Source organism: Aliiroseovarius salicola (assembly GCF_027891095.1).
GTDB classification, from domain to species: domain Bacteria; phylum Pseudomonadota; class Alphaproteobacteria; order Rhodobacterales; family Rhodobacteraceae; genus Aliiroseovarius; species Aliiroseovarius salicola.
Map to the genome: position 1 here is coordinate 61,918 of NZ_JAQIIO010000006.1, position 18,660 is coordinate 80,577.

At 54.2% G+C, this 18,660-nt stretch carries 18 protein-coding genes; 5 read left to right on the forward strand and 13 right to left on the reverse strand.

Annotated features, from left to right (window positions below):
- Nucleotides 1–2: 2 nt before the first annotated feature.
- From O2N63_RS11990 to O2N63_RS12000, 3 genes are all read right to left on the reverse strand, one after another.
- On the reverse strand, nt 3–1,184 hold the full coding sequence (locus O2N63_RS11990; protein WP_271054513.1) for a multidrug effflux MFS transporter: 1,182 nt from the start codon (nt 1,182–1,184) through the stop codon (nt 3–5).
- Nucleotides 1,185–1,216: 32 nt separating this feature from the next.
- Entirely contained in the window at nt 1,217–1,873 is a 657-nt protein-coding gene (locus tag O2N63_RS11995; RefSeq protein ID WP_271054514.1) for a DsbA family oxidoreductase, read from the reverse strand.
- 111 nt (nt 1,874–1,984) lie between these two features.
- Nucleotides 1,985–3,514, reverse strand: a complete 1,530-nt coding sequence (locus tag O2N63_RS12000; RefSeq protein ID WP_271054515.1) for a class I adenylate-forming enzyme family protein — start codon at nt 3,512–3,514, stop codon at nt 1,985–1,987.
- A 64-nt stretch (nt 3,515–3,578) separates the two neighbouring features.
- Between O2N63_RS12000 and O2N63_RS12005 the strand changes: the two genes are divergently transcribed.
- A complete protein-coding gene (locus tag O2N63_RS12005) occupies nt 3,579–4,205 on the forward strand; it encodes a helix-turn-helix domain-containing protein (protein WP_271054516.1) in 627 nt (208 codons plus the stop codon).
- Nucleotides 4,206–4,357: 152 nt separating this feature from the next.
- Here the strand turns inward: O2N63_RS12005 and O2N63_RS12010 are convergent, their stop codons facing one another.
- Together O2N63_RS12010 and O2N63_RS12015 are read right to left on the reverse strand one after the other, a co-directional pair.
- Nucleotides 4,358–4,981: a methyltransferase family protein gene (locus O2N63_RS12010; RefSeq protein ID WP_271054517.1), complete on the reverse strand. Its 624-nt coding sequence runs from the start codon at nt 4,979–4,981 to the stop codon at nt 4,358–4,360.
- 88 nt (nt 4,982–5,069) lie between these two features.
- On the reverse strand, nt 5,070–6,887 hold the full coding sequence (locus O2N63_RS12015; RefSeq protein ID WP_271054518.1) for an extracellular solute-binding protein: 1,818 nt from the start codon (nt 6,885–6,887) through the stop codon (nt 5,070–5,072).
- Nucleotides 6,888–7,268: 381 nt separating this feature from the next.
- Between O2N63_RS12015 and O2N63_RS12020 the strand changes: the two genes are divergently transcribed.
- Complete coding sequence (locus O2N63_RS12020) at nt 7,269–8,054, forward strand: 3-hydroxybutyrate dehydrogenase (RefSeq protein WP_271054519.1); 786 nt, start codon at nt 7,269–7,271, stop codon at nt 8,052–8,054.
- Nucleotides 8,055–8,106: 52 nt separating this feature from the next.
- Here the strand turns inward: O2N63_RS12020 and O2N63_RS12025 are convergent, their stop codons facing one another.
- The 4 genes from O2N63_RS12025 to O2N63_RS12040 form a co-directional block, all read right to left on the reverse strand.
- Nucleotides 8,107–8,730 (reverse strand): LysE/ArgO family amino acid transporter, encoded by a 624-nt coding sequence (locus O2N63_RS12025; protein WP_271054520.1) that lies wholly within the window; start codon nt 8,728–8,730, stop codon nt 8,107–8,109.
- Nucleotides 8,731–9,468 (reverse strand): DUF502 domain-containing protein, encoded by a 738-nt coding sequence (locus tag O2N63_RS12030; protein ID WP_271054521.1) that lies wholly within the window; start codon nt 9,466–9,468, stop codon nt 8,731–8,733.
- Between the two features lie 69 nt (nt 9,469–9,537).
- The gene (locus tag O2N63_RS12035) at nt 9,538–10,452 is read right to left on the reverse strand and encodes a pseudouridine-5'-phosphate glycosidase (protein ID WP_271054522.1); all 915 of its coding nucleotides are present in this window, start codon (nt 10,450–10,452) and stop codon (nt 9,538–9,540) included.
- Entirely contained in the window at nt 10,452–11,339 is an 888-nt protein-coding gene (locus O2N63_RS12040) for a PfkB family carbohydrate kinase (protein WP_271054523.1), read from the reverse strand. Before O2N63_RS12040 ends, O2N63_RS12035 begins: the two co-directional genes overlap by 1 nt.
- Before the next feature lie 332 nt (nt 11,340–11,671).
- Between O2N63_RS12040 and rpsB the strand changes: the two genes are divergently transcribed.
- Together rpsB and tsf are read left to right on the forward strand one after the other, a co-directional pair.
- Nucleotides 11,672–12,454 (forward strand): 30S ribosomal protein S2, encoded by a 783-nt coding sequence (gene rpsB / locus O2N63_RS12045; protein ID WP_271054524.1) that lies wholly within the window; start codon nt 11,672–11,674, stop codon nt 12,452–12,454.
- Nucleotides 12,455–12,582: 128 nt separating this feature from the next.
- Nucleotides 12,583–13,458 (forward strand): translation elongation factor Ts, encoded by an 876-nt coding sequence (tsf, locus tag O2N63_RS12050; RefSeq protein WP_271054525.1) that lies wholly within the window; start codon nt 12,583–12,585, stop codon nt 13,456–13,458.
- A 395-nt stretch (nt 13,459–13,853) separates the two neighbouring features.
- On the opposite strand, the gene O2N63_RS12055 is transcribed toward tsf, so the two are convergent.
- Nucleotides 13,854–14,621, reverse strand: coding sequence for a helix-turn-helix transcriptional regulator (locus tag O2N63_RS12055; RefSeq protein ID WP_271054526.1), 768 nt, complete (start codon nt 14,619–14,621; stop codon nt 13,854–13,856).
- Nucleotides 14,622–14,624: 3 nt separating this feature from the next.
- Nucleotides 14,625–15,065: a type II 3-dehydroquinate dehydratase gene (gene aroQ / locus O2N63_RS12060; RefSeq protein ID WP_271054527.1), complete on the reverse strand. Its 441-nt coding sequence runs from the start codon at nt 15,063–15,065 to the stop codon at nt 14,625–14,627.
- Nucleotides 15,066–15,517: 452 nt separating this feature from the next.
- On the opposite strand from aroQ, the gene O2N63_RS12065 reads away from it, so the two are divergent.
- Nucleotides 15,518–15,787, forward strand: a complete 270-nt coding sequence (locus O2N63_RS12065; protein WP_271054528.1) for a hypothetical protein — start codon at nt 15,518–15,520, stop codon at nt 15,785–15,787.
- Nucleotides 15,788–16,062: 275 nt separating this feature from the next.
- Here O2N63_RS12065 and O2N63_RS12070 read toward each other — a convergent pair whose 3' ends face one another.
- Complete coding sequence (locus tag O2N63_RS12070; RefSeq protein ID WP_271054529.1) at nt 16,063–17,772, reverse strand: BCCT family transporter; 1,710 nt, start codon at nt 17,770–17,772, stop codon at nt 16,063–16,065.
- A gap of 169 nt (nt 17,773–17,941) precedes the next feature.
- On the reverse strand, nt 17,942–18,619 hold the full coding sequence (locus tag O2N63_RS12075; protein ID WP_271054530.1) for a Crp/Fnr family transcriptional regulator: 678 nt from the start codon (nt 18,617–18,619) through the stop codon (nt 17,942–17,944).
- Nucleotides 18,620–18,660: the final 41 nt, after the last annotated feature.

An 18,660-nucleotide genomic window follows, 5' to 3' on the forward strand; every position in this document is an offset into this window, starting at 1 on the left:
AATCAATTCGGGTTTTTCCGATCCGTCTGGATCAAAAGAACACTCAGGGCAGAGCACAGGGTCACTCCGATTAAAAGTGGCTCAGGTGTGCCGTTGAAGGCCAGTCCAACCGGTGCGGCGATCAAAACGGCGAGCATGGTTGGAAGAGCACCGATCAATGCGGCAGCGGTTCCGGCAACATGGCCCAAGGGTTGCATTGCCAAAGCATTCAGATTTCCAAAGCTCAATCCGTTCAAGGCAAAAAGTGACGTTGACCAGATAACAAATACCCAAAGTGCCACGTTGCCCTCGGGCGCAAAAACAGACCAGTAAAGCAGTGTGGCAGAGGCGAGAATGGTTTGGCTGACAAAACCGATCAATGCCAGACGACGCATTCCAAAACGGATGACAAGGATCGAGTTTAAAAAACCTGAAATGGCCGACAGTAGGGTCACGAGGGCGAAATAAAGTGGAAAGGATGTGCCCGTACCCAACACATCAACAAAGATCTGCTGTGCAGAGCTGAGATAGGACATCAATTGCCCAAACGCCAAAGTGATGATCATCATGTAAAGCACGGTGGTGCGGTTTGATAACACAATCCCAAATGTCTCAATCATCGGTTTCAGACGCATCGATCGCCGATTTTCGGGTAGATGGGTTTCGGGTTGTCGTATCAGGAACCACAAGAGGATCACGAAAGCCACCAGGACATAGGTGGTGAACATATGGCGCCAGCCAAAGCTCAGGATCACCGATTGACCGATCAGCGGTGCAACCGCCGGGACAAGGACAAAAAAGGTAAAGGCCATTGAATTGACCTTGGCCATGGTCCGCCCTTCATAAAGGTCTCGCGTAAGCGCCATGGCGTTGGTCCGCGGGCCAGCTGCACCCAATCCCTGCACAAATCGCCAGAACAGGAGCGCTTCGAGAGATTGCGACCCAAAAGCAGCTGCAGCTGCAAACATGTAAAGTGCAAAACCTGATGCCATCGAGAGACGGCGCCCAAATGCATCAGCAAGTGGCCCAAAAAATAACTGTCCGAGACCCGCACCTACTACAAAGGCTGTAATGACCAATTGTGCCCGGTTTACGTTGTCGGGCACCATGTGCGATGCGATTTCGGGCAGGGCTGGAAGGATCGAGTCGATGGAAAATGCGACCATCGAAAAGAGGGCGGCCAACAGCAGGATAAATTCGGCCATCGGCAGGGGTTTGGTGGGGGAGAATATCCCTCTCACGCGGTACCATCCGCAGGCTTGTCCAGCTGCTCGAGGATTTCATCGATTACTTTCATCCAAAGCTCGGCTGGCTGGGCCCCGGGGACCACATGCTGGTTGGAAATCACAAATGTCGGGACGGAATTGATGCCCTTATGGCGAGCGTCAGCGTCACGCGCTGAGATATCATCAGCATCTGCACCGGAAGCCAACAATCGGGCAATCACATCCCTGTCCATTCCGATATCGGCACCGAGTTCGGCCAGAACACCGTGATCGCCAATATCCTGACCGTCGATGAAATAGGCCTTGAACAAACGATCCACCATCGCGTTCTGTTTTTCTTCAAGCGCAGCCCAATGGATCAAGCGGTGGGCGTCCAACGAGTTGGGTGTACGCTTTATCCCTTCCAGGTTGATGGTCAATCCGGTTGCCTCAGCCTCTTTTGCAACAGGAAGATAGGCAGTGACGGCACCTTCTTTGCCACCGAACTTTGCCTCAAGATAGGCACGGCGATCCATCCCCTCTTTCGGCATATCCGGGTTCAGTTGAAACGGATGCCATTGGATTTGAAACGGATGATTGGGCCGTGCTTCAAGGGCACGTTGCAACCGGGCCTTGCCGATATAGCACCACGGGCAAATGGGGTCGGAAAAGATGTCCAGTCGGATCATAGCGCTCTCCTGTGCACCACATCGCCTTAACGTGGTTTTGAAGTGAGGAAAAGGGAAACTGTGGAAAAGATCAATTAATGGTTGTTTTTTCTGACTGCTCGAAATGGGGGCTCATTTGGTTTCGAATTCTTCTCGAAGCTTCGCCCTGAGAAGTTTATTATTTGCACCTCTGGGCAATGATGCGACTGGCAAAAACAAGCGCGGGCATTTGTAATGCGCCAGATGGGCATGAGCGTGTTGCGACAGCGTCTCAACTGATACGGGATCGGTCTCGGGAACATAAAAGCAAGCGATTACCGACGCATCCGCCTTGATTGCCACTTCGGTGCAGGCGGCTTCGTGAACATCCGGGTGCAATGTGATTGCTGCTTCAACCTCGATCGGAGACACGCGAAAACCTCCGGCATTCATGATGTCATCTGACCGTCCCTCAAATGAGATCGCACCGTCCTCTTCCATGCGCACCGTATCCCCGGTCAAAAACCAGTCACCTGAAAAACGGTTGTTCGTGGCCTCATTTGCACCCAGATATCCCAGCATGAGACCCGGGTCTGAGCGATGCACTGCCATGATCCCGCTGGATCCTCGTGGCACGATATTGCCCGCGTCATCCAGCACAGCGATACGCCGACCGGGTTGCGGGTAACCCAATGTGCCACTGGGTGCAGGGTGGGCAGGGCACCCTGACACAAAGGTCGAGCATTCTGACATGCCGTAGGCTTCGAAGATCATTTTCCCGGTTTGATTGTTCCATGTTTCACGCGTTGTCGCTGGGAGCTTTTCTCCTGCAGAAAGGCCGTGGCGCAGCTGTGGCATGGCAGGAAGGTCATGTTTCATCATCTGGCGATATACGCCGGGGGCGGCCGCAAATATCGTGGCGCCGTGGCGGGCGATCAAAGGGGCAAACTCTTCGGGCTTTGTGCCTACAGCCGGGATCAGCGCCGTTGCCCCAACTGTCCAGGGGTCCATCAGGCCGGTACCCAGAGTGTATGTCCAGTTGAAGGCACCTGCATGCATCAGCCGATCAGTTTCATGAAGGTCATACCACCCCTGCCACATCATCTGGCGTGCCCAGATCGCCCGATGGGCATGAACAACTGCGCGCGCTTGCCCGGAGGTGCCAGAGGTAAAGATGATATAGGCTGGGCGCTCGGGATCACCCATATGACATGATGCCGGGGGCAGGGTGGCCATGTCGTGAAGTTCATCTGCCGATATAACGCCAACTTGGCCTGTGTCGCTTGGCAGCGCAATTCCATCGGCGGCAATGATGCAACGCGGATCGACCATCGCAGACATTTTGGTGATCTCTGCTTCAGTCAGTTGCGAAGAGGTGGGAACAGGTACAAGCCCGGCATGGATTGCCGCAAGAAATGCGAGGGGGAAATCCACGGTGTTGCCCAAGCGAAGGAGCACCCGATCTCCTGGGGTCAGTCCCTTTTCTAGCAGCCCGGCGGCCACCCCTTCAACAGAACGCGCAAGCTGTGCATAGGTCCAGACCGCGTCATCCCCGTGCATTGAGACCACGGCAAGCGCGATTTTCTCTGGCTTGTCCGCTGCATGTTGCAGAACATAATCCGCCATGTTGAACGGGGTGGGGGCCGAGGGAAAAGGCGGGGTGGGGATAACTTCTGACAGCATGGTCTACATGTGCCAATCGTTCCGCGTGGTTGCAATAGGACAAAAGGGGTGCCAATAGGAGAATATGACGGAAAACAAGACACCCAGCCTGATCCAGCTCGCCCGCGAAAGCGGTGAAGATGTCCCCGATCCCAGCCCGTTGAACCTTGGTGAGAGGGTTCGTGAACTTCGGAAGTCCAGAGGGTGGACGTTGGAACAGGCCGCAGGACAGGCCGGATTGGCCCGCTCGACCCTTTCAAAAATCGAAAACGGTCAGATGTCGCCCACCTATGAGGCGCTGAAGAAACTGGCTGTCGGGTTGGAAATCTCGGTACCGCAGCTGTTTACAGCGCCAAAAGCCGCACATGTGTCTGGCCGAATGACCGTAACGAAATCGGGAGAAGGGGCAGCCCATCCCACCACGACTTATGAGCATGAGTTGTTGGGCGGTGCGCTGACCAAGAAAACAATGCTGCCATATCGCGCCCGGGTGCGCGCGCGCAGCTTTGACGAGTTTGATGGATGGGTACGCCATGACGGTGAAGAATTCCTCTACGTACTGACTGGAGCCATTCGCCTGATCACGGAATTTTACGAGCCCGTCGACATGAAGCGCGGAGACAGCGCCTATTACGATGCGTCGATGGGGCACAATGTGATCTCGGTCAGTGAAGAGGATGCAACGATCCTTTGGGTGACATCACTGACCTGAGTGGAAAGGGGCTCTGCCCCTCGGTCCCGCTTTTTGAGCGTGACTTCACCCCGAGGTATTTAAGGCAAGAAAAAAGGGGCCCGGAGAGCCAGCCCCTGACGGAAAATGTTGAAAGCCGCGCTGATGTGTCAGCGCGGCTTTTTCTTTTACCTTCATTCTTTTCGAAGATTTCTTCGAGGGCTTCCTATCCAGCGCGGAGTGCGGGCACAGAAAACTTTGAAAGCTTGGCCATGCGTTTGTAGCAGAGCGGCTTCTTCCGAGCGGATTTGTATCTGTGCGGAACTGAAGAAAAGCAATGCCGCGATGATCCCCGGGATCGTTGGAACGGCAAAGGCAACACCAATAAGAAGCGCTGTCTGGCCCAGGAAAGTTGGATTGCGCGAGAGTGTGTAAATACCTTCACTCACCAAGTCGCCTGTGGCTTCGGCGCGCACTCCCACTCGCCATGATGCGCCCATCGCCATCTGAGCAGCAAAGGCTAACATAGCCCCTGATACGGCTATCAAGTGCCCGGGTAAGGCCAACCATTCAGGATTTGGCCTCCATAAAGGGTCGAATTCGGGCAGAGTCGGCGCAATCGCGTAAAGTAGCGGTCCAGCAAGCGCCAACGCAAAGCTGGCGCGAAATCCGATGGCTGCCAAGCGATCCACACCACGTGCGCTTCCAAATAACCAGATGGACCGGCCAGCTGATTTGGCCGCCAAGGCCGAACCTGCAAAGAATGCAATAAGATACAGAGTAAGAACCAACAAGGTTGCGAATTGAATAACAGACACGAGTGTTTTCCTTGAGCCGAAATTTCAGGTGGTCAGGATTTCAACATTTATCAACAGGGGCTGGCCCGGTGAGGCCCCCTTTTGTTTCTTATTCTTCGTACCACCAGGTTTCTGGCTGGAAGCCGAGGTAATCCCCGTACATCTGGATTTTTTCGGGGTATTTCAGCTGTTTTGAATGGGCGATATGGGACAAGTCGCTGTAGCCCAGCGGGATGACAAAGCGGCTGGCGGTCAGGACGCGGTCCAGTGCCTTGGTGGCGGCGCGGAAATCGTCCTGGCTGGTGGCGTTCAACATCGTGTCGATCAGCCCGTCGATGGCAGCACTTTGCACGCCCATCCAGTTGCGCGACCCTTCCTGATCAGCGCTGCCGGATCCCCAGTAGAGCCTCTGTTCATTGCCGGGGGAAAGCGACAGGCCGCGCCAGTAGTAGACCATATCGAAATCAAACGCATTGGTGCGCTCTTTGTATTGCGCACTATCTACCGAAGTGACGCTTGGTGTGATCCCCATGCGTTTCAGGGCTTCGATATAGATATCGATGGTCTGACGGGTTTCGGTGGCGCCGTTTTTAAGCAGGATGTCGAAGGTGAACGCGTCGCCATTGGTGTTTTTCATCACCCCATCCTGAACGGTCCAGCCAGCCTCTTCCATCAGCGCCATGGCGCGGCGCAAACCTTTCCGGTTGCGCTCGGTGCCATCAGAGACGGGCAGGGCGTATCCCTCCAGCGCGCCATCCGGCAGATCGTCATACTGCATGAGAAAATCGCGCACGCGACCTTCAGCCGGGGTGTCGGGGGCCATGCCAAGGACTGAGTTGTGGAAATAGGACTGGATCCGCTTTTGCGCACCGCCGTAAAGCGACTGGTTCAGGAATTCATAGTTGAAGGCTTGGATCAGCGCGTCGCGCACACGAATATCCTGAAACACCGGGCGGCGCGTGTTCATCACATAACCCTTGATGCCGGTGGGGCGTTGGTGCGGGATATCGGACAGAACAATGTCGCCGGATTGAACGGCGGGAAAGTCAAACTGTGTTGCCCATTTACGGGCATTGGTTTCGCGGAATGTGTTGGCTTCGCCTGCCTTGAAGGCCTCGAACGTCACATCGCCGTCGCCATAATAATCAAAACGGATCTCATCCAGATTGGCCTGCCCACGCATGAAGGGCACATCCTTGCCCCAATAGTCGGGATTTCGTTTCAGCGTCAGGTAGCGACCGGGTTCAAACTCTCCGATCATATAAGGGGAAGAACCGATTGGAATGAGGTCGATGCCAGATGTGTCAAAATCGCGTCCCTCCCATTGCGCTTTTTTTAGGATCGGGCGCATGCCAAGCAACAGGGCCAATTCACGATCTTCTGTGTTGAAGGTAAACTTTACCGAGCGCGGACCGGTCTGTTCCATACCGGCGACCTTCTTCCACGCGCCCTGATAGCGGGGGTGGCCCAGGGTGCCCACTGTTTCGTAGGACCACATCACGTCTTCGACCGTGACCGGGCTGCCGTCAGAGAATTTTGCCTCTTCCCGCAATGTGAATTCCACCCAGCTCCGGCTGTCATCGGTATCAATCGATTCGGCCAGGACGCCGTAAAGAGTGAAGGGTTCATCCCAACTGCGGCCCATCAGGCTTTCAAACAGCATGAAGCGAAGTTGCCAGGGGGCGGACCCTTTTCGAATCAAGGGGTGGATCGAGTCGTAGCTTCCCGCCTCTGCGAACACGATTTCGCCGCCCTTTGGAGCGTCTGGATTAACATGAGGAAGAGACACAAAATCCGGTGGAAGTGCTGGCTCACCATACATAGCTATGCCATGACTGGGTTCCGCATGGGTCAAGCTAACGCTTGCTCCGATTGCTGCGGCGGCAAGTATGGTGTTTCGAAAAAAATGGAAATTTATCGTTTTCATTTGAGCGACATTCCTTCGCGACCCTGATTGACTGAGGAAATTTCTACATGTGTCAAATAGTCTTTTCAAACTTTTAGCTTGGAACCCACGCTGTTAGGCGGTATAAAGTAATCACTGCTCGATAGGTTTCTTGCCTGTATGAAACCTGCCTCAATAACTTACGCCCGCCTTGTGCGGGCGTTTTTTTTATGGGCATTCTGCAAGTGTGAAGCGTTTTGATTTAGAGATGCAACGAGAGAATCGGTGGGGTTGAGCCCTTGGAGTTCAACTCGCGATTCCCGCAATCTCTGCTCCGACTTTGGTGTTTGGATGAAAAGGGCTGGTTCTGTTCATTCTTCTGTTTATGCTGCAACTGCAGAATATTTCGGGAAGGATTACAGAATGGCCGTCACCACATCGCTTGCAGGGAAAACCGCAATTGTCACCGGATCGAACTCGGGGATTGGGTTGGGGATTGCGCGTGAAATGGCGCGGGCAGGGGCGGATGTGGTGCTCAACTCATTCACGGACAATGCCGAGGACCATGGATTGGCAAGCGGCATTGCAGAAGAGTTTGGTGTAACCGCCCGTTATATAAAAGCGGATATGTCCAAGGGCGAGGAATGCCGCGCACTGATCGAACGCGCCGGGGCGTGTGACATCCTCATCAACAACGCCGGGATCCAGCATGTTGCTCCGGTAGATGAGTTTCCAACCGAGAAATGGGATGCGATCATTGCGATCAATCTTAGTTCTGCATTTCATACTTCGGCGGCCGCCCTGCCGATGATGCGTAAGGCTGGCTGGGGGCGGATCGTGAATATCGCATCTGCGCACGGATTGACGGCTTCGCCCTATAAGTCAGCCTACATCGCCGCCAAACATGGTGTGGTTGGCCTGAGCAAGACCGTTGCTCTTGAAACAGCCGAAGAGGCCATCACCTGCAATGCCATTTGCCCAGGCTACGTTTTGACGCCGCTGGTCGAGGCCCAGATCCCCGATCAAATGAAAGCCCATGGGATGGAACGTGATCAGGTAGTGCGTGATGTCATGTTGGCGCGCCAACCTTCGAAAGATTTTGCGACGGTAGAGCAATTGGGGGGAACAGCTGTATTCCTGTGTTCGGACGCCGCGGCACAAATAACAGGCACCAGCATTTCTGTTGATGGCGGTTGGACCGCGCTCTGAGCTGACCGCATCATGAACACTTTGGCGAGGGGCTTTCGTGCCCCTCGGTTCTTTACTGGATTGCGCCTGCTGACACGCCCTGGATCAAGCCTGCGGCGATGCCCCACATCACCACGCCGATGATCACATCCAGCACCCGCCAGGATGCAGGTCGTGTCATAATTGGGGCCAGAAGGCGGGCGCCATAGCCCAGCGAAAAGAAAAAGACAAAGCTCGATAAAACCGCACCGAAGCCAAAGCTTATCCTTGCATCCCAGCTTGCGTAACTGGTCGAAATTGCTCCGATCAAACCCAATGTATCGAGATAAACATGTGGATTGAGCCATGTGAAAGCGGCTGCAATTGCGAGCGTTGCGGTGAGAGAGCGGGAATTGCCCGTCAGCTCCATCTCATAACCGCCGCGCCAAGCAGCCAGAAAACGCATCGAACCGTAGACAATCAAAAACCCAGCCCCGGAAAGTGCCATGACGACAGGCAGCATTGGAAGTGCTGTCACCAAGGCCCCAAACCCAAGCACGCCAGCCGAGATCAGCAGGGCATCGGAAAGGGCACAAAACAGGGATAAAGGAAACACATGTTTTCGCAGTAACCCCTGACGCAGGACAAAGGCATTTTGCGCACCGATCGCGAGGATCAGTGAAAAGCCTGTGGCAAATCCGGTGAGTGCCGCACCCATTTATTTTGCCAAAATCTCAACGGGTTGCGAAGGATCTTTGGAGTTGGGGTACACCAGACCTGCAGATATGACCAACTTGGCGCAATCTTCGACCGACATGTCCAGCTCGATCACTGAATGACGCGGGACAAACAGCAAAAAGCCCGAGGTGGGATTTGGTGTGGTCGGCAGAAAGACAGAGATGATGTCTTCATCAACCGGAATACGCGCGTCGACCTCGCCCTTTGCTTTGGTCGATATGAACGCAATCGCCCAGATGCCTTTTCGTGGGTATTCAACAAGGCAGGCTTTGTCGAATTTGGTATCTGCGGATTGGCTGAAGACGGTTTCAGCAATTTGCTTGAGGCCATTATAGAGCGACCGTACAACCGGCATACGATCAACAAGCCTTTCGCCCCATGCAAGGAAAGAACGGCCTATCAACCCCTTGGTGATCCACCCGACAACTACGGTGAAGATCAGGAACACCACAACGCCCAGACCGCGTACATTCACACGAATGTCTTCGCCAAACACCCATTTGAACCATTCACTGTCGCCAAACAGCCAGTCAATCAGTGCATCCGGGTGATACCGCGCGGGGACAAAAGGAAGCACCCAGCTGTCAATCCAGCCAACGAACGTCCAGATCATCCACATGGTCACAGCGATGGGCACGACAACCACCAACCCCGCGAGGAAATTGTTGCGCAGCCCCGTGAAGAGGCGCCATTTGCTGCGATGATGGTGGTCGTCCATGATGTCTTCTTTGTACTTTCCTCAGCGGAACTTATGCACTTTCCGCTTTAGGTCAATGGCAACCGTCGCTTAGGGGTCGAGTTTTGTAAAAGCGATCGCGATCTTGGCAGCGAGAGCTGCGTTGTTTTTGACCAGAGCAATATTGGCAGTCAAAGAACGGCCTTCGGTTGCCTTGTACATCGCGTTCAAGAGGAAGGGGGTGACCTCTTTTGCCGTGATCCGTTCAACTTCGGACTGCACAAGCGCATCTTCGATCACCGGCTGGATCTCTTCGCTCGGGATTTCAGCCTCATGTGGGATCGGATTGGCAACAAGCTGTCCGCCCGGCAAATTGAGATCCCGTCGCATCTGCCCTGCGCGGGCAATATCCTCGGCGCTGTCCAGACGCAAAGGCGAGGGCAGGCCAGAGCTGCGCGACCAGAATGCGGGGAATTCGTCCTGCCCATAGGTGATGACCGGCACGCCACGGGTCTCAAGCACTTCAAGTGTTTTTGGAATGTCGAGGATGGCTTTGGCACCTGCGGCAACAACCGTAACGGGGGTGGCAGAAAACTCTCGAAGGTCGGCCGAAATATCGAAAGTTTCTTCAGCGCCGCGATGCACCCCGCCAATGCCGCCCGTGGCAAATACTCGAATGCCAGCGAGGTTGGCGGCGATCATTGTTGCCGCGACGGTAGTTGCCCCGTAACCCCCGGTCGCCAGACAGACCGGCATGTCGGCGCGGCTGACCTTGGCGACATTTTCCGCCTGAGCCAGTTCCGTCAACTGTTCGTCATTTAACCCGATGTGCAGATTGCCATTCATGATGGCGATCGTTGCGGGTACAGCTCCACCGGCGCGAATGACATCTTCGACCTCACGGGCTGTTTCCACATTCTGAGGGAACGGCATGCCATGGGTGATGATGGTGCTCTCAAGGGCCACAACGGGGGCACCATGTGTCAAAGCGTGTGACACTTCGGACGAGTAGGTGAGGTCAAACATCAGACATCTTCTCCTGAGACATATTTAGCAGCGATTTTTTGAGCGGTGTCGAGGGCATCCGCAGGCGGTTTCCCCTCGCGTTCGGCGGCAATATGAGCAGCCATAAACGTGTCACCTGCGCCAGTGATGCGGCGGACTCGGATCGAGGGGCAGGGGGCGGTGATCACACCCCGGGTTTTGTGACCTTCCGCAGCAAGATTGCCTCCATCGGTGACAATAACGCGGGTTGCGCCAGCATCCAGAAGGGCATGTGCCCCCTGCACGGCCGTATCAGGCGTGGAATCGGTCAATATCCCGGCTTCTTCCCGGTTTACATATAGGGTGGCGCCTGGGTGGGACATGAGCGGACGCAGCCGTCTGGCCTTGCCGGGGCTGGCGGGGGCCACGCGCAGATCTGCAAAAGCGAAACTGGGTCGAGCGGCAATTTCTGCCAGAAGATCAACCGTCAAATTTCCGTCCAGCGCAATGATTCCGTCATAAGGCGTTTCAGCCGACCCCAACGCACCGTTTTCCAACGGTACCAATATGGCATCCCCAGCCGCTTCGAGCGAATGGGCATCTGCCAGAGCTGCCACCAGCCCTGCCGGCCCTTCAATTGCCATGTAGCGATCAGTTGGCAAGTCCTTGGGACGGTGGACATAATCCATCACAATTCCCATTTGTCCCGCCCGCATCATGAGTTCATCGCCCTCATGGTCCTGACCAATGGCTGTTATCAAAGCAGGTTTCAGGCCAAAGCGGGAAAAAGTCATGGCAATATTCATTGCCACACCGCCCGGCAGGCGCGTGATCCGACCCGGCTCGTCTGAGCTCAAACGCATTCCGATTGTGGTGCGCCCGATTACGTCCCAGAGAACAGATCCGACGCAAAGGATATCATGTGTCATAGTGTTTCTTTGCCCATGTTTACATTAAAGGACAAGATGCGGCGCGCTTTCTGGCGTATTTTTTAAGATTGCTTAAAGGTCGGCGCAGAGGCATTTCGTAGAAAACTAGAAAACTAGAAAACTAGAAAACTAGTTTTCAGGAAATCTAACGCGAAAGCAATCCAGACTGAAAGTCAGGGGTTGCCATGTTCCATTTCCCCATATATACGCGCGCCAGTTAATCCACAGGCGGAGTGCGGGCCTATGGGGGAGACATCCCCATAACGTCCACCGGTTGAAGGGGTCCCCTTCGAAACGCTTCGCCGAGGTAGAAACCGGAAAAGGAAAAGAACATGGCATTGCCTGACTTCACTCTCCGTCAGCTGCTCGAAGCTGGCGTACACTTTGGCCACCAGACACAACGCTGGAACCCTCGTATGGGCCCGTTCATCTATGGTGAGCGCAACGGGATCCACATCTTCGATCTGACCCAGACCGTTCCGCTGCTGGACGCTGCTCTGAACGCAGTCCGTGAAACCGTTGCTAAAGGCGGCCGCGTTCTGTTCGTTGGTACCAAGCGTCAGGCTTCGAAAGCCGTTGCAGACGCCGCTGAGCGTTCGGCTCAGTACTACATGAACCACCGCTGGCTCGGTGGCACGCTGACCAACTGGCAGACCGTGTCTAAATCGATCCAACGTCTGAAAGAGTTCGACGAGAAGCTGGCTGCTGGCGCAGAAGGCCTGACTAAGAAAGAACGTCTCGGCATGGAACGCGAGCAGGCGAAACTGCAGGCGTCTCTGGGCGGCATCCGCGAAATGGGTGGTGTTCCGGATCTTCTCTTCGTCATCGACGTGAAAAAAGAAGCTCTGGCCATTGCCGAAGCCAACAAGCTGGGCATCCCGGTTGTGGCCGTGGTTGACACCAACTGCCCGCCGGAAGGTGTGGACTACATCATCCCGGGCAATGACGACGCCGCTCGTGCGATCGCTCTCTACACCGACCTGGCAGCCCGCGCTGCTCTGGACGGCATGTCGGCCATGATGGGCGCTGCTGGCGTTGATCTGGGCGAGCTGGAAGATGGCATGACCGAAGAAGCCGTGGCTGAAGAAGCTGCTGCTGAAGGCGCTGACGCCTAAGACACGATTAGAAGACGGGCAGGGCATTTACTCCTGCCTGTCTCATCGTTCGGCATCGTTCCCCGATGTCACAGAATTGATACCGGCTTGGGCTAGGCCCGGCCGAAGATCCTCAAGGAGAGTTTAAGATGGCAATCACTGCTGCACTCGTAAAAGAACTGCGCGAATCCACTGGCGTTGGCATGATGGACGCGAAAAAAGCGTTGGTCGAAAATGACGGCGACATGGAAGCCGCTCAGGACTGGCTGCGCACCAAAGGTCTGGCCAAAGCCGCCAAAAAAGCTGACCGTACCGCGGCTGAAGGCCTGGTTGCTGTCGCTGTTGAAGGTGGCAAAGGTGTCGCTGTTGAAGTGAACTCGGAAACTGACTTTGTTGCCAAGAACGCGGAGTTCCAAGGCATGGTTTCGGGTATCGCAGGCGCCGCTCTGAATGTTGCTGATCTGGACGGCTTGAACGCTGCGGATCTGGGTGGAAAATCCGTTGCCGACACCATCACCGACAAAATCGCCACCATTGGCGAAAATATGTCGCTGCGCCGTATGGCTGGTGTGGAAGGTGACGTGGTTGCGTCCTACATCCACAATGCCGCTGCTGGCGGCATGGGTAAAATTGGTGTTCTGGTGGCCCTCAAGGGCGGCGACGAAGCCTTCGGCAAGCAGGTTGCAATGCACATTGCTGCTGCAAACCCAGCTGCTCTGAACGAAGCTGATCTGGACCCGGCCGTTGTTGAAAAAGAGCGCACCATCCTGACTGATCAGGCCCGTGAAAGCGGCAAGCCCGAGAACATCATCGAAAACATGATCAAGGGCCGCATGAAGAAATTCCTCGCCGAGGTAACTCTGGTTGGTCAGAACTTTGTTCTGAACCCGGACCTGACTGTTGAGCAGGCCGCCAAAGAAGCTGGTGCCGAGATCGTTGGCTATGTCCGCATGGAAGTTGGCGACGGTATTGAGAAAGAAGAAAGCGACTTTGCAGCAGAGGTTGCTGCTGCCGTCAAAGGCTAACGCTTTCTGATGGGGGCAGGGTGCTGCCCTTACATTTGGAAAAGGGGTCGATGTATCGGCCCCTTTTTCTTTGTTGTTTGATCAACTCAGGTTTTTGATGTTCCAAAATAGAATGCGGCGCCGACGGGGAAAGTCGACGCCGCCAAGAGGGCCGCGGGACAGCGAACCATCTCATTAGGGAAAAGGTAACGCTGGTACCTAAGGGAACAATAATCCATCAGCACCAGCTTCGGTTACCCGAAAGGATGAACCTGATCCGAAATCACGGAAGTCTCAACCCTAAACGTTCCAACGGCAAAAGCCACCACTCACGGAACACTAGAAGTATCACCCTCAATACAACTTTTCGAAAGTCGGGTTTTCCATACCTATAGTCAAAAAGGTTGAATTTACTTTCATTTTCGCTCTTGCTCAGAGGGGGCAACAACGTAAATCTGGTTAAAGAATGATGCCTTGGCAACTGCCTGGGCAGTCGTGTCCACCGCGAGTTTTTCCCGTGCAATACGTAGGTGCTTTTCTACCGTTGCCGGAGATACTCCCATGATCACTGCAATGTCCTGAGTTGTCTTGCCATCTGAGACCCATTCAAGCGCTTCCCGCTGGCGTGCAGTTAGAGGTTGTCGTTGAGTTTCAATGGGTAATGAGATAATCTTAAGGTGAGACACATGCGCAAGCGTTTCGATCGCCGCGCCATGCTCTTTCCAAAGTTCATCCACTTCGTCCTGACTGATATGTGCTTCAGCTGTGAGGCCAATGACACCTCGTGTACGAGACGTGGTTGACGGAAATGAAATCGTATAGCCTGCATTGATCTTCAGCTTCCGATTGATTTTCATAACTTCCTGCTGGCGTTCACCCATAAGATGAGAATTCTCATGTACCCAGCGCCAAGAGCAGGACCCCGTATTTTGAGAGGCCCAAAGCGCCATGGGCGCATGAAAATACATCTGGCCTTCGGCGTATTCTTTCAGGTACTCGGCGGTGTGATTCGACAGGATCAGAATATCTTCCGGTGGCCCATAGTTATTTGGGGTAAAGAACCGCGAATACCCGTAAATTATCCGGTCAAACCCAAACTCGGCAACGGTATCCCGTTGTATTTGCCAAACGGTCTGAATCGAATTGCTTTTACAGATTTCCAGTAATCGATCCATTAATTTCATGGATCAATCCTTGTTCAAATGCGACAGAACTGCATCAATGGCCAATGGATATCCGGCCACCCCAAATCCGCAAATCTGACCGATCGCGGCTTTGGCGAGATATGATCGATGGCGAAATTCCTCGCGAGCATGGATATTTGTGAGATGAAGTTCAACCACCTTAGCCTCGGCTGAAATGATCGCGTCCATAATAGCAATCGACGTATGGGTGTATGCTCCTGCGTTCAGGACAATGCCATCATGCACACCGCGCGCGTTATGAATTGCGTCGATCAGTGCTCCTTCATGATTGGACTGCACGCAGACACATTCTACACCACGTGCCTGAGCGTGACGCTGACACATATCTTCAAGCTCTTCGAGCGTGGTCGTCCCGTAGATCTCTGGTTGCCGTGTCCCCAAAAGATTCAGGTTCGGCCCGTTCAGCACCAAAATTGATGACATTCATATATCCCTTTTTCCCTGCATCAACTTAATCAAGAAGGATCAGGAATGTCGAGAGAAACAGAGCAGAGTTTGTCTTAGTCTTAAGGACAGGCTGTTAGAAAATTTTAAATTTCAAAATTCTCGTATTGAAAAAAGTACGCAAATTATCAGGATGTTGCAGTTCATTCTGGATCCGTTATTATAACATAATACCAATTATACGTATAATGATATGTTGTGGGCTCATGTGTACAAATCCGTAAAAAATGAAACTCCAATTTTGAACCTCAATTGTCAGTGTTTTTTATAACAATAGGAAGATGGTCCACCGCCCTCTTGAGTGGCAGCTTTAAAATCAGGAAATGCGCGCCATTGGTTGAAGCAGTATGCGCCGACCAAGCAAAATAGATCTGCGCCTGTCTGCTTTTCACTTATTCCTGACTGGCACCTCCGACGCAGTGAGGTTTTGCATGTATCAGAATGCAAAGGCCAAACGGGCAATATTTAATATGTGCCTCTCAAACCGCTCTTGTGCATTCGATGTCAGGGCTTCGCTGAACCTACACCCTGAGATCGTGTTGCTTGAAAAGCCAAATCCGTCTTCTTCTCCCAACAGCAACGACAAAACCACCGCCATGGTTTTTCAACGCGCGATGGCGTCCAAAGGTGAGAAGTACTTCGGTCTGACCAAAACAAGCTGTTTGCCTTATCGGGTAAGATCCGGCGCCTCCACAAATTGAAAGCAGGATTGGCAGTGTTCAATCAATCGCCGGGAATGTTTCTGGCGCATGGTAGCAACTGATATGGACCGATCATGACGGGGATGGCGATCCCCCCTGCCCTCCATGAGATAGAGCGGACACCAAGTAAAATGTCGCCGCCTGATTGGGATGGTTTCACTGTTTTAGAAGATGCTTGTCCTCGCAAAGGTATGTTGGCCATTGTAACAGACACCGTCGCTGTGATCTGAAAGTCTCGTTTCGCGTGCAGTCTCAGGCCGTAGATGCCGACATCCTTAGCTCAGGACATTCGGGAACCCCAGTTTCAGGCGCACGCGTGATGCTTTGAAGATAATGACAAAGACAGATACCAGCATCAACGCAAGGATCATGGATAACGGCACCGCACTCACGATCATGACGTCGCGGATCGAGCCGACCCCGCCGACCGCCATGATTGCCCCTGCATTGGCGGCAATGACAAAGGCCCAAATGATTGAATGGAAGGGCGTTTCTCCAAGTTTGTTACCGCCCGCCCCGATCGATTTGATGGCGATGATTGCTGCCGAAGCGGAGGCCACGATCAGGGTGAGAAAAAGAAGGACGAGAACCGCTTTGAAAACAGTGGCGACGCTGGGAGAGAGCATAATGTCAACTGTTTCGTAGATGCGATAGGCATGCTCGGCAGAGAGTATGGCTCCGCCGGCGGTTCCGTCCAGTTCCAGGGTCAGAGCGGTTCCGCCGGTGCCGGCGAACCAGATGAAGCACAAAAAGGCGGGTGCGACCATTGCGCCCAGTATGAACTCGCGCAGCGTGCGCCCGCGCGAAATCCGGGCCACAAACATTCCGACGAAGGGGGCAAAGGCAATCCACCACGCCCAGTAAAAGATCGTCCAGTCGCTTTGCCAGTTCCGTTGCGCACTTGATGCCGCGGAAATCTTGGGGTCATAAACTGTTATGGCTTGGGAAGCGAAAGATTTGAGGTAGGCGATGGTGCCGTCTGCGAGAACGCCCAGCACGCGCATTTCTCCGCCGAAGAAGACAAACATAGCGAGCACCACGAAGAACAGGATCAGGCCCAGCTGCGATACCCATTTCACGCCGCGTTCAACCCCCGAGACGATCGATGCGATGGCCACTGCGGTCGACACGACCAGTGCGGTAAAGAGCGCGATCAGGGGCGGATTGCCAGCGTTGTCGGCAAAGAACCGACTGCCCGTCAGGATCGATAGCCCGGAACATATCTGTTCAAGCCCAAGAACGATTGTCGTGGTGATGCCCGCGATCACGGCCAGAATTGAAATAACATCAATGATATGACCGACCGGCCCTTCAAGGCGCTTGCCCAGAATGACCGCCAGCCCGGATCGCATTGTCATCGGCTGGCCGTATCTGTGGCACGCGAGCCCAAGCGCCAGACCGACGATCGTGTAGGTGGCCCAAGCTGAAAAACCGTAGTGCAGGTAGACAAACCGCATGGCCGAGGAAACCGCCCCGGCACCGCCGGGTTCCATCGTTCCTGCGAGTAAATCGGGATTGGTCTGGAAATGGGACACCGGTTCGCTGACCGCGAAGGCTAGCGTGCCGATACCGATACCCGCACAAAACATCATCGTCAGCCAGGACTGCGTGCTGTGCTCGGGCAAAACACCGTCCGGGCCAAGCCTTAGCCGTTTTGAAACAGGCAGGCAGGCGATCACGATACACGACAGCAGGATCAGCGCCATAGAGTAGACATACCAATCGGCAAACATCGTCAGTGTAACGGATTTCAGAGCATCCAGAATTCGGGCCGATGCCTCGGGCAGCATGATAAGAAAGATGACCATGCAGACGACGAGCAGTTTGGCGAAAACCGCCACAATGGGATTAAAGCCTTCGTAGACCCCCCGCTTCACAGTATGAATTCTAAGCGGATTGGAGATGTTCCAAAGCGGTTTACGGCCTGTAATGACAGTAGCGGATTCTGAAAGCTGTAAATCTTCCGTTTGATCGATCTGCCGCATGTCAGGCCCCTCTCGTAGGCTGCGAACCGGTCCCAACGTGCCTCGGAGCAAGCCCGTCTGTGCATCACACATCCATGTCACGCTGACCGGTTCACCGGTTTTGTCCTAAGGTCGGAAATTTATGGGGGGTGCGTATGTGAACTGCGTCACATTCGCGCGCGATCAAAGCTCAGAGCTGATCAAAAGACGCTATGTCCGAAAGCGCTTTATGGTCGAGGATAGTCAGATTTCCACGCCCAACTTCGACAATTCCAAGGTTCTTCCATTCAGCAAGCTTTTTCGAAACGGCTTCGCGCGTTGCCCCGACATGATCGGCAAGAGCACTTTGGGATACGGAGATACGCCCGTTACGGTCTGAGACCTGCCCGGCAAGAAAAAGCAGACGCCGGGCGAGGCGGACCTCAAGTGGATGAAATGCGTGATTTTCAAGCTGCATGCTGATCCAGCGGACGCGCCTGATCAAAAGCCCTAGCAATTCCAGTGCAAGATCCGGATTGTCCGAAAACTCGGCAAGTAGCCTCTGGCGGCCAACCTGCAACAGGTTGCTATCCTCCAGCGCGGTGACCGTGGCACTGCGTCGGCCGCCATCAAAAAGGGCGATTTCACCAAATATATCGCCGCTTTTCAGGACGTTCAGCGTCAGTTTGCGACCGTCATCCGAGAGGCTGCTGATTTCCAGCGACCCGCTTTTCAGCAGGTAGATGGAATCGCCTTCGTCGCCCTGCTGAAAGAGGTCCTGTCCGCGAGACACCACAGACACGGTCGACAAGGCGTGCAGCGCATCCGCCAGCGCATCCGTTTGCCCTGCCTCGCTCTCGACCTGAAAATTTCCACTCTTGCTGTTCATCGCCATAGGTTAACGAATAGGGCAAATCGTTGTTCGAAGAA

Coding starts and splice junctions, on each gene's coding strand:
- O2N63_RS12015 (WP_271054518.1), bottom strand. CDS start 6,887: ATGAAAACGATAAATTTCCATTTTTTTCGAAACACCATACTTGCCGCC.
- tsf (WP_271054525.1), top strand. CDS start 12,583: ATGGCAATCACTGCTGCACTCGTAAAAGAACTGCGCGAATCCACTGGC.
- O2N63_RS12000 (WP_271054515.1), bottom strand. CDS start 3,514: ATGCTGTCAGAAGTTATCCCCACCCCGCCTTTTCCCTCGGCCCCCACC.
- O2N63_RS12070 (WP_271054529.1), bottom strand. CDS start 17,772: ATGCGGCAGATCGATCAAACGGAAGATTTACAGCTTTCAGAATCCGCT.
- O2N63_RS12020 (WP_271054519.1), top strand. CDS start 7,269: ATGGCCGTCACCACATCGCTTGCAGGGAAAACCGCAATTGTCACCGGA.
- O2N63_RS12055 (WP_271054526.1), bottom strand. CDS start 14,621: ATGAAATTAATGGATCGATTACTGGAAATCTGTAAAAGCAATTCGATT.
- aroQ (WP_271054527.1), bottom strand. CDS start 15,065: ATGTCATCAATTTTGGTGCTGAACGGGCCGAACCTGAATCTTTTGGGG.
- rpsB (WP_271054524.1), top strand. CDS start 11,672: ATGGCATTGCCTGACTTCACTCTCCGTCAGCTGCTCGAAGCTGGCGTA.
- O2N63_RS12075 (WP_271054530.1), bottom strand. CDS start 18,619: ATGAACAGCAAGAGTGGAAATTTTCAGGTCGAGAGCGAGGCAGGGCAA.
- O2N63_RS11990 (WP_271054513.1), bottom strand. CDS start 1,184: ATGGCCGAATTTATCCTGCTGTTGGCCGCCCTCTTTTCGATGGTCGCA.
- O2N63_RS12005 (WP_271054516.1), top strand. CDS start 3,579: ATGACGGAAAACAAGACACCCAGCCTGATCCAGCTCGCCCGCGAAAGC.
- O2N63_RS12030 (WP_271054521.1), bottom strand. CDS start 9,468: ATGGACGACCACCATCATCGCAGCAAATGGCGCCTCTTCACGGGGCTG.
- O2N63_RS12025 (WP_271054520.1), bottom strand. CDS start 8,730: ATGGGTGCGGCACTCACCGGATTTGCCACAGGCTTTTCACTGATCCTC.
- O2N63_RS11995 (WP_271054514.1), bottom strand. CDS start 1,873: ATGATCCGACTGGACATCTTTTCCGACCCCATTTGCCCGTGGTGCTAT.
- O2N63_RS12065 (WP_271054528.1), top strand. CDS start 15,518: ATGTATCAGAATGCAAAGGCCAAACGGGCAATATTTAATATGTGCCTC.
- O2N63_RS12040 (WP_271054523.1), bottom strand. CDS start 11,339: ATGACACATGATATCCTTTGCGTCGGATCTGTTCTCTGGGACGTAATC.
- O2N63_RS12035 (WP_271054522.1), bottom strand. CDS start 10,452: ATGTTTGACCTCACCTACTCGTCCGAAGTGTCACACGCTTTGACACAT.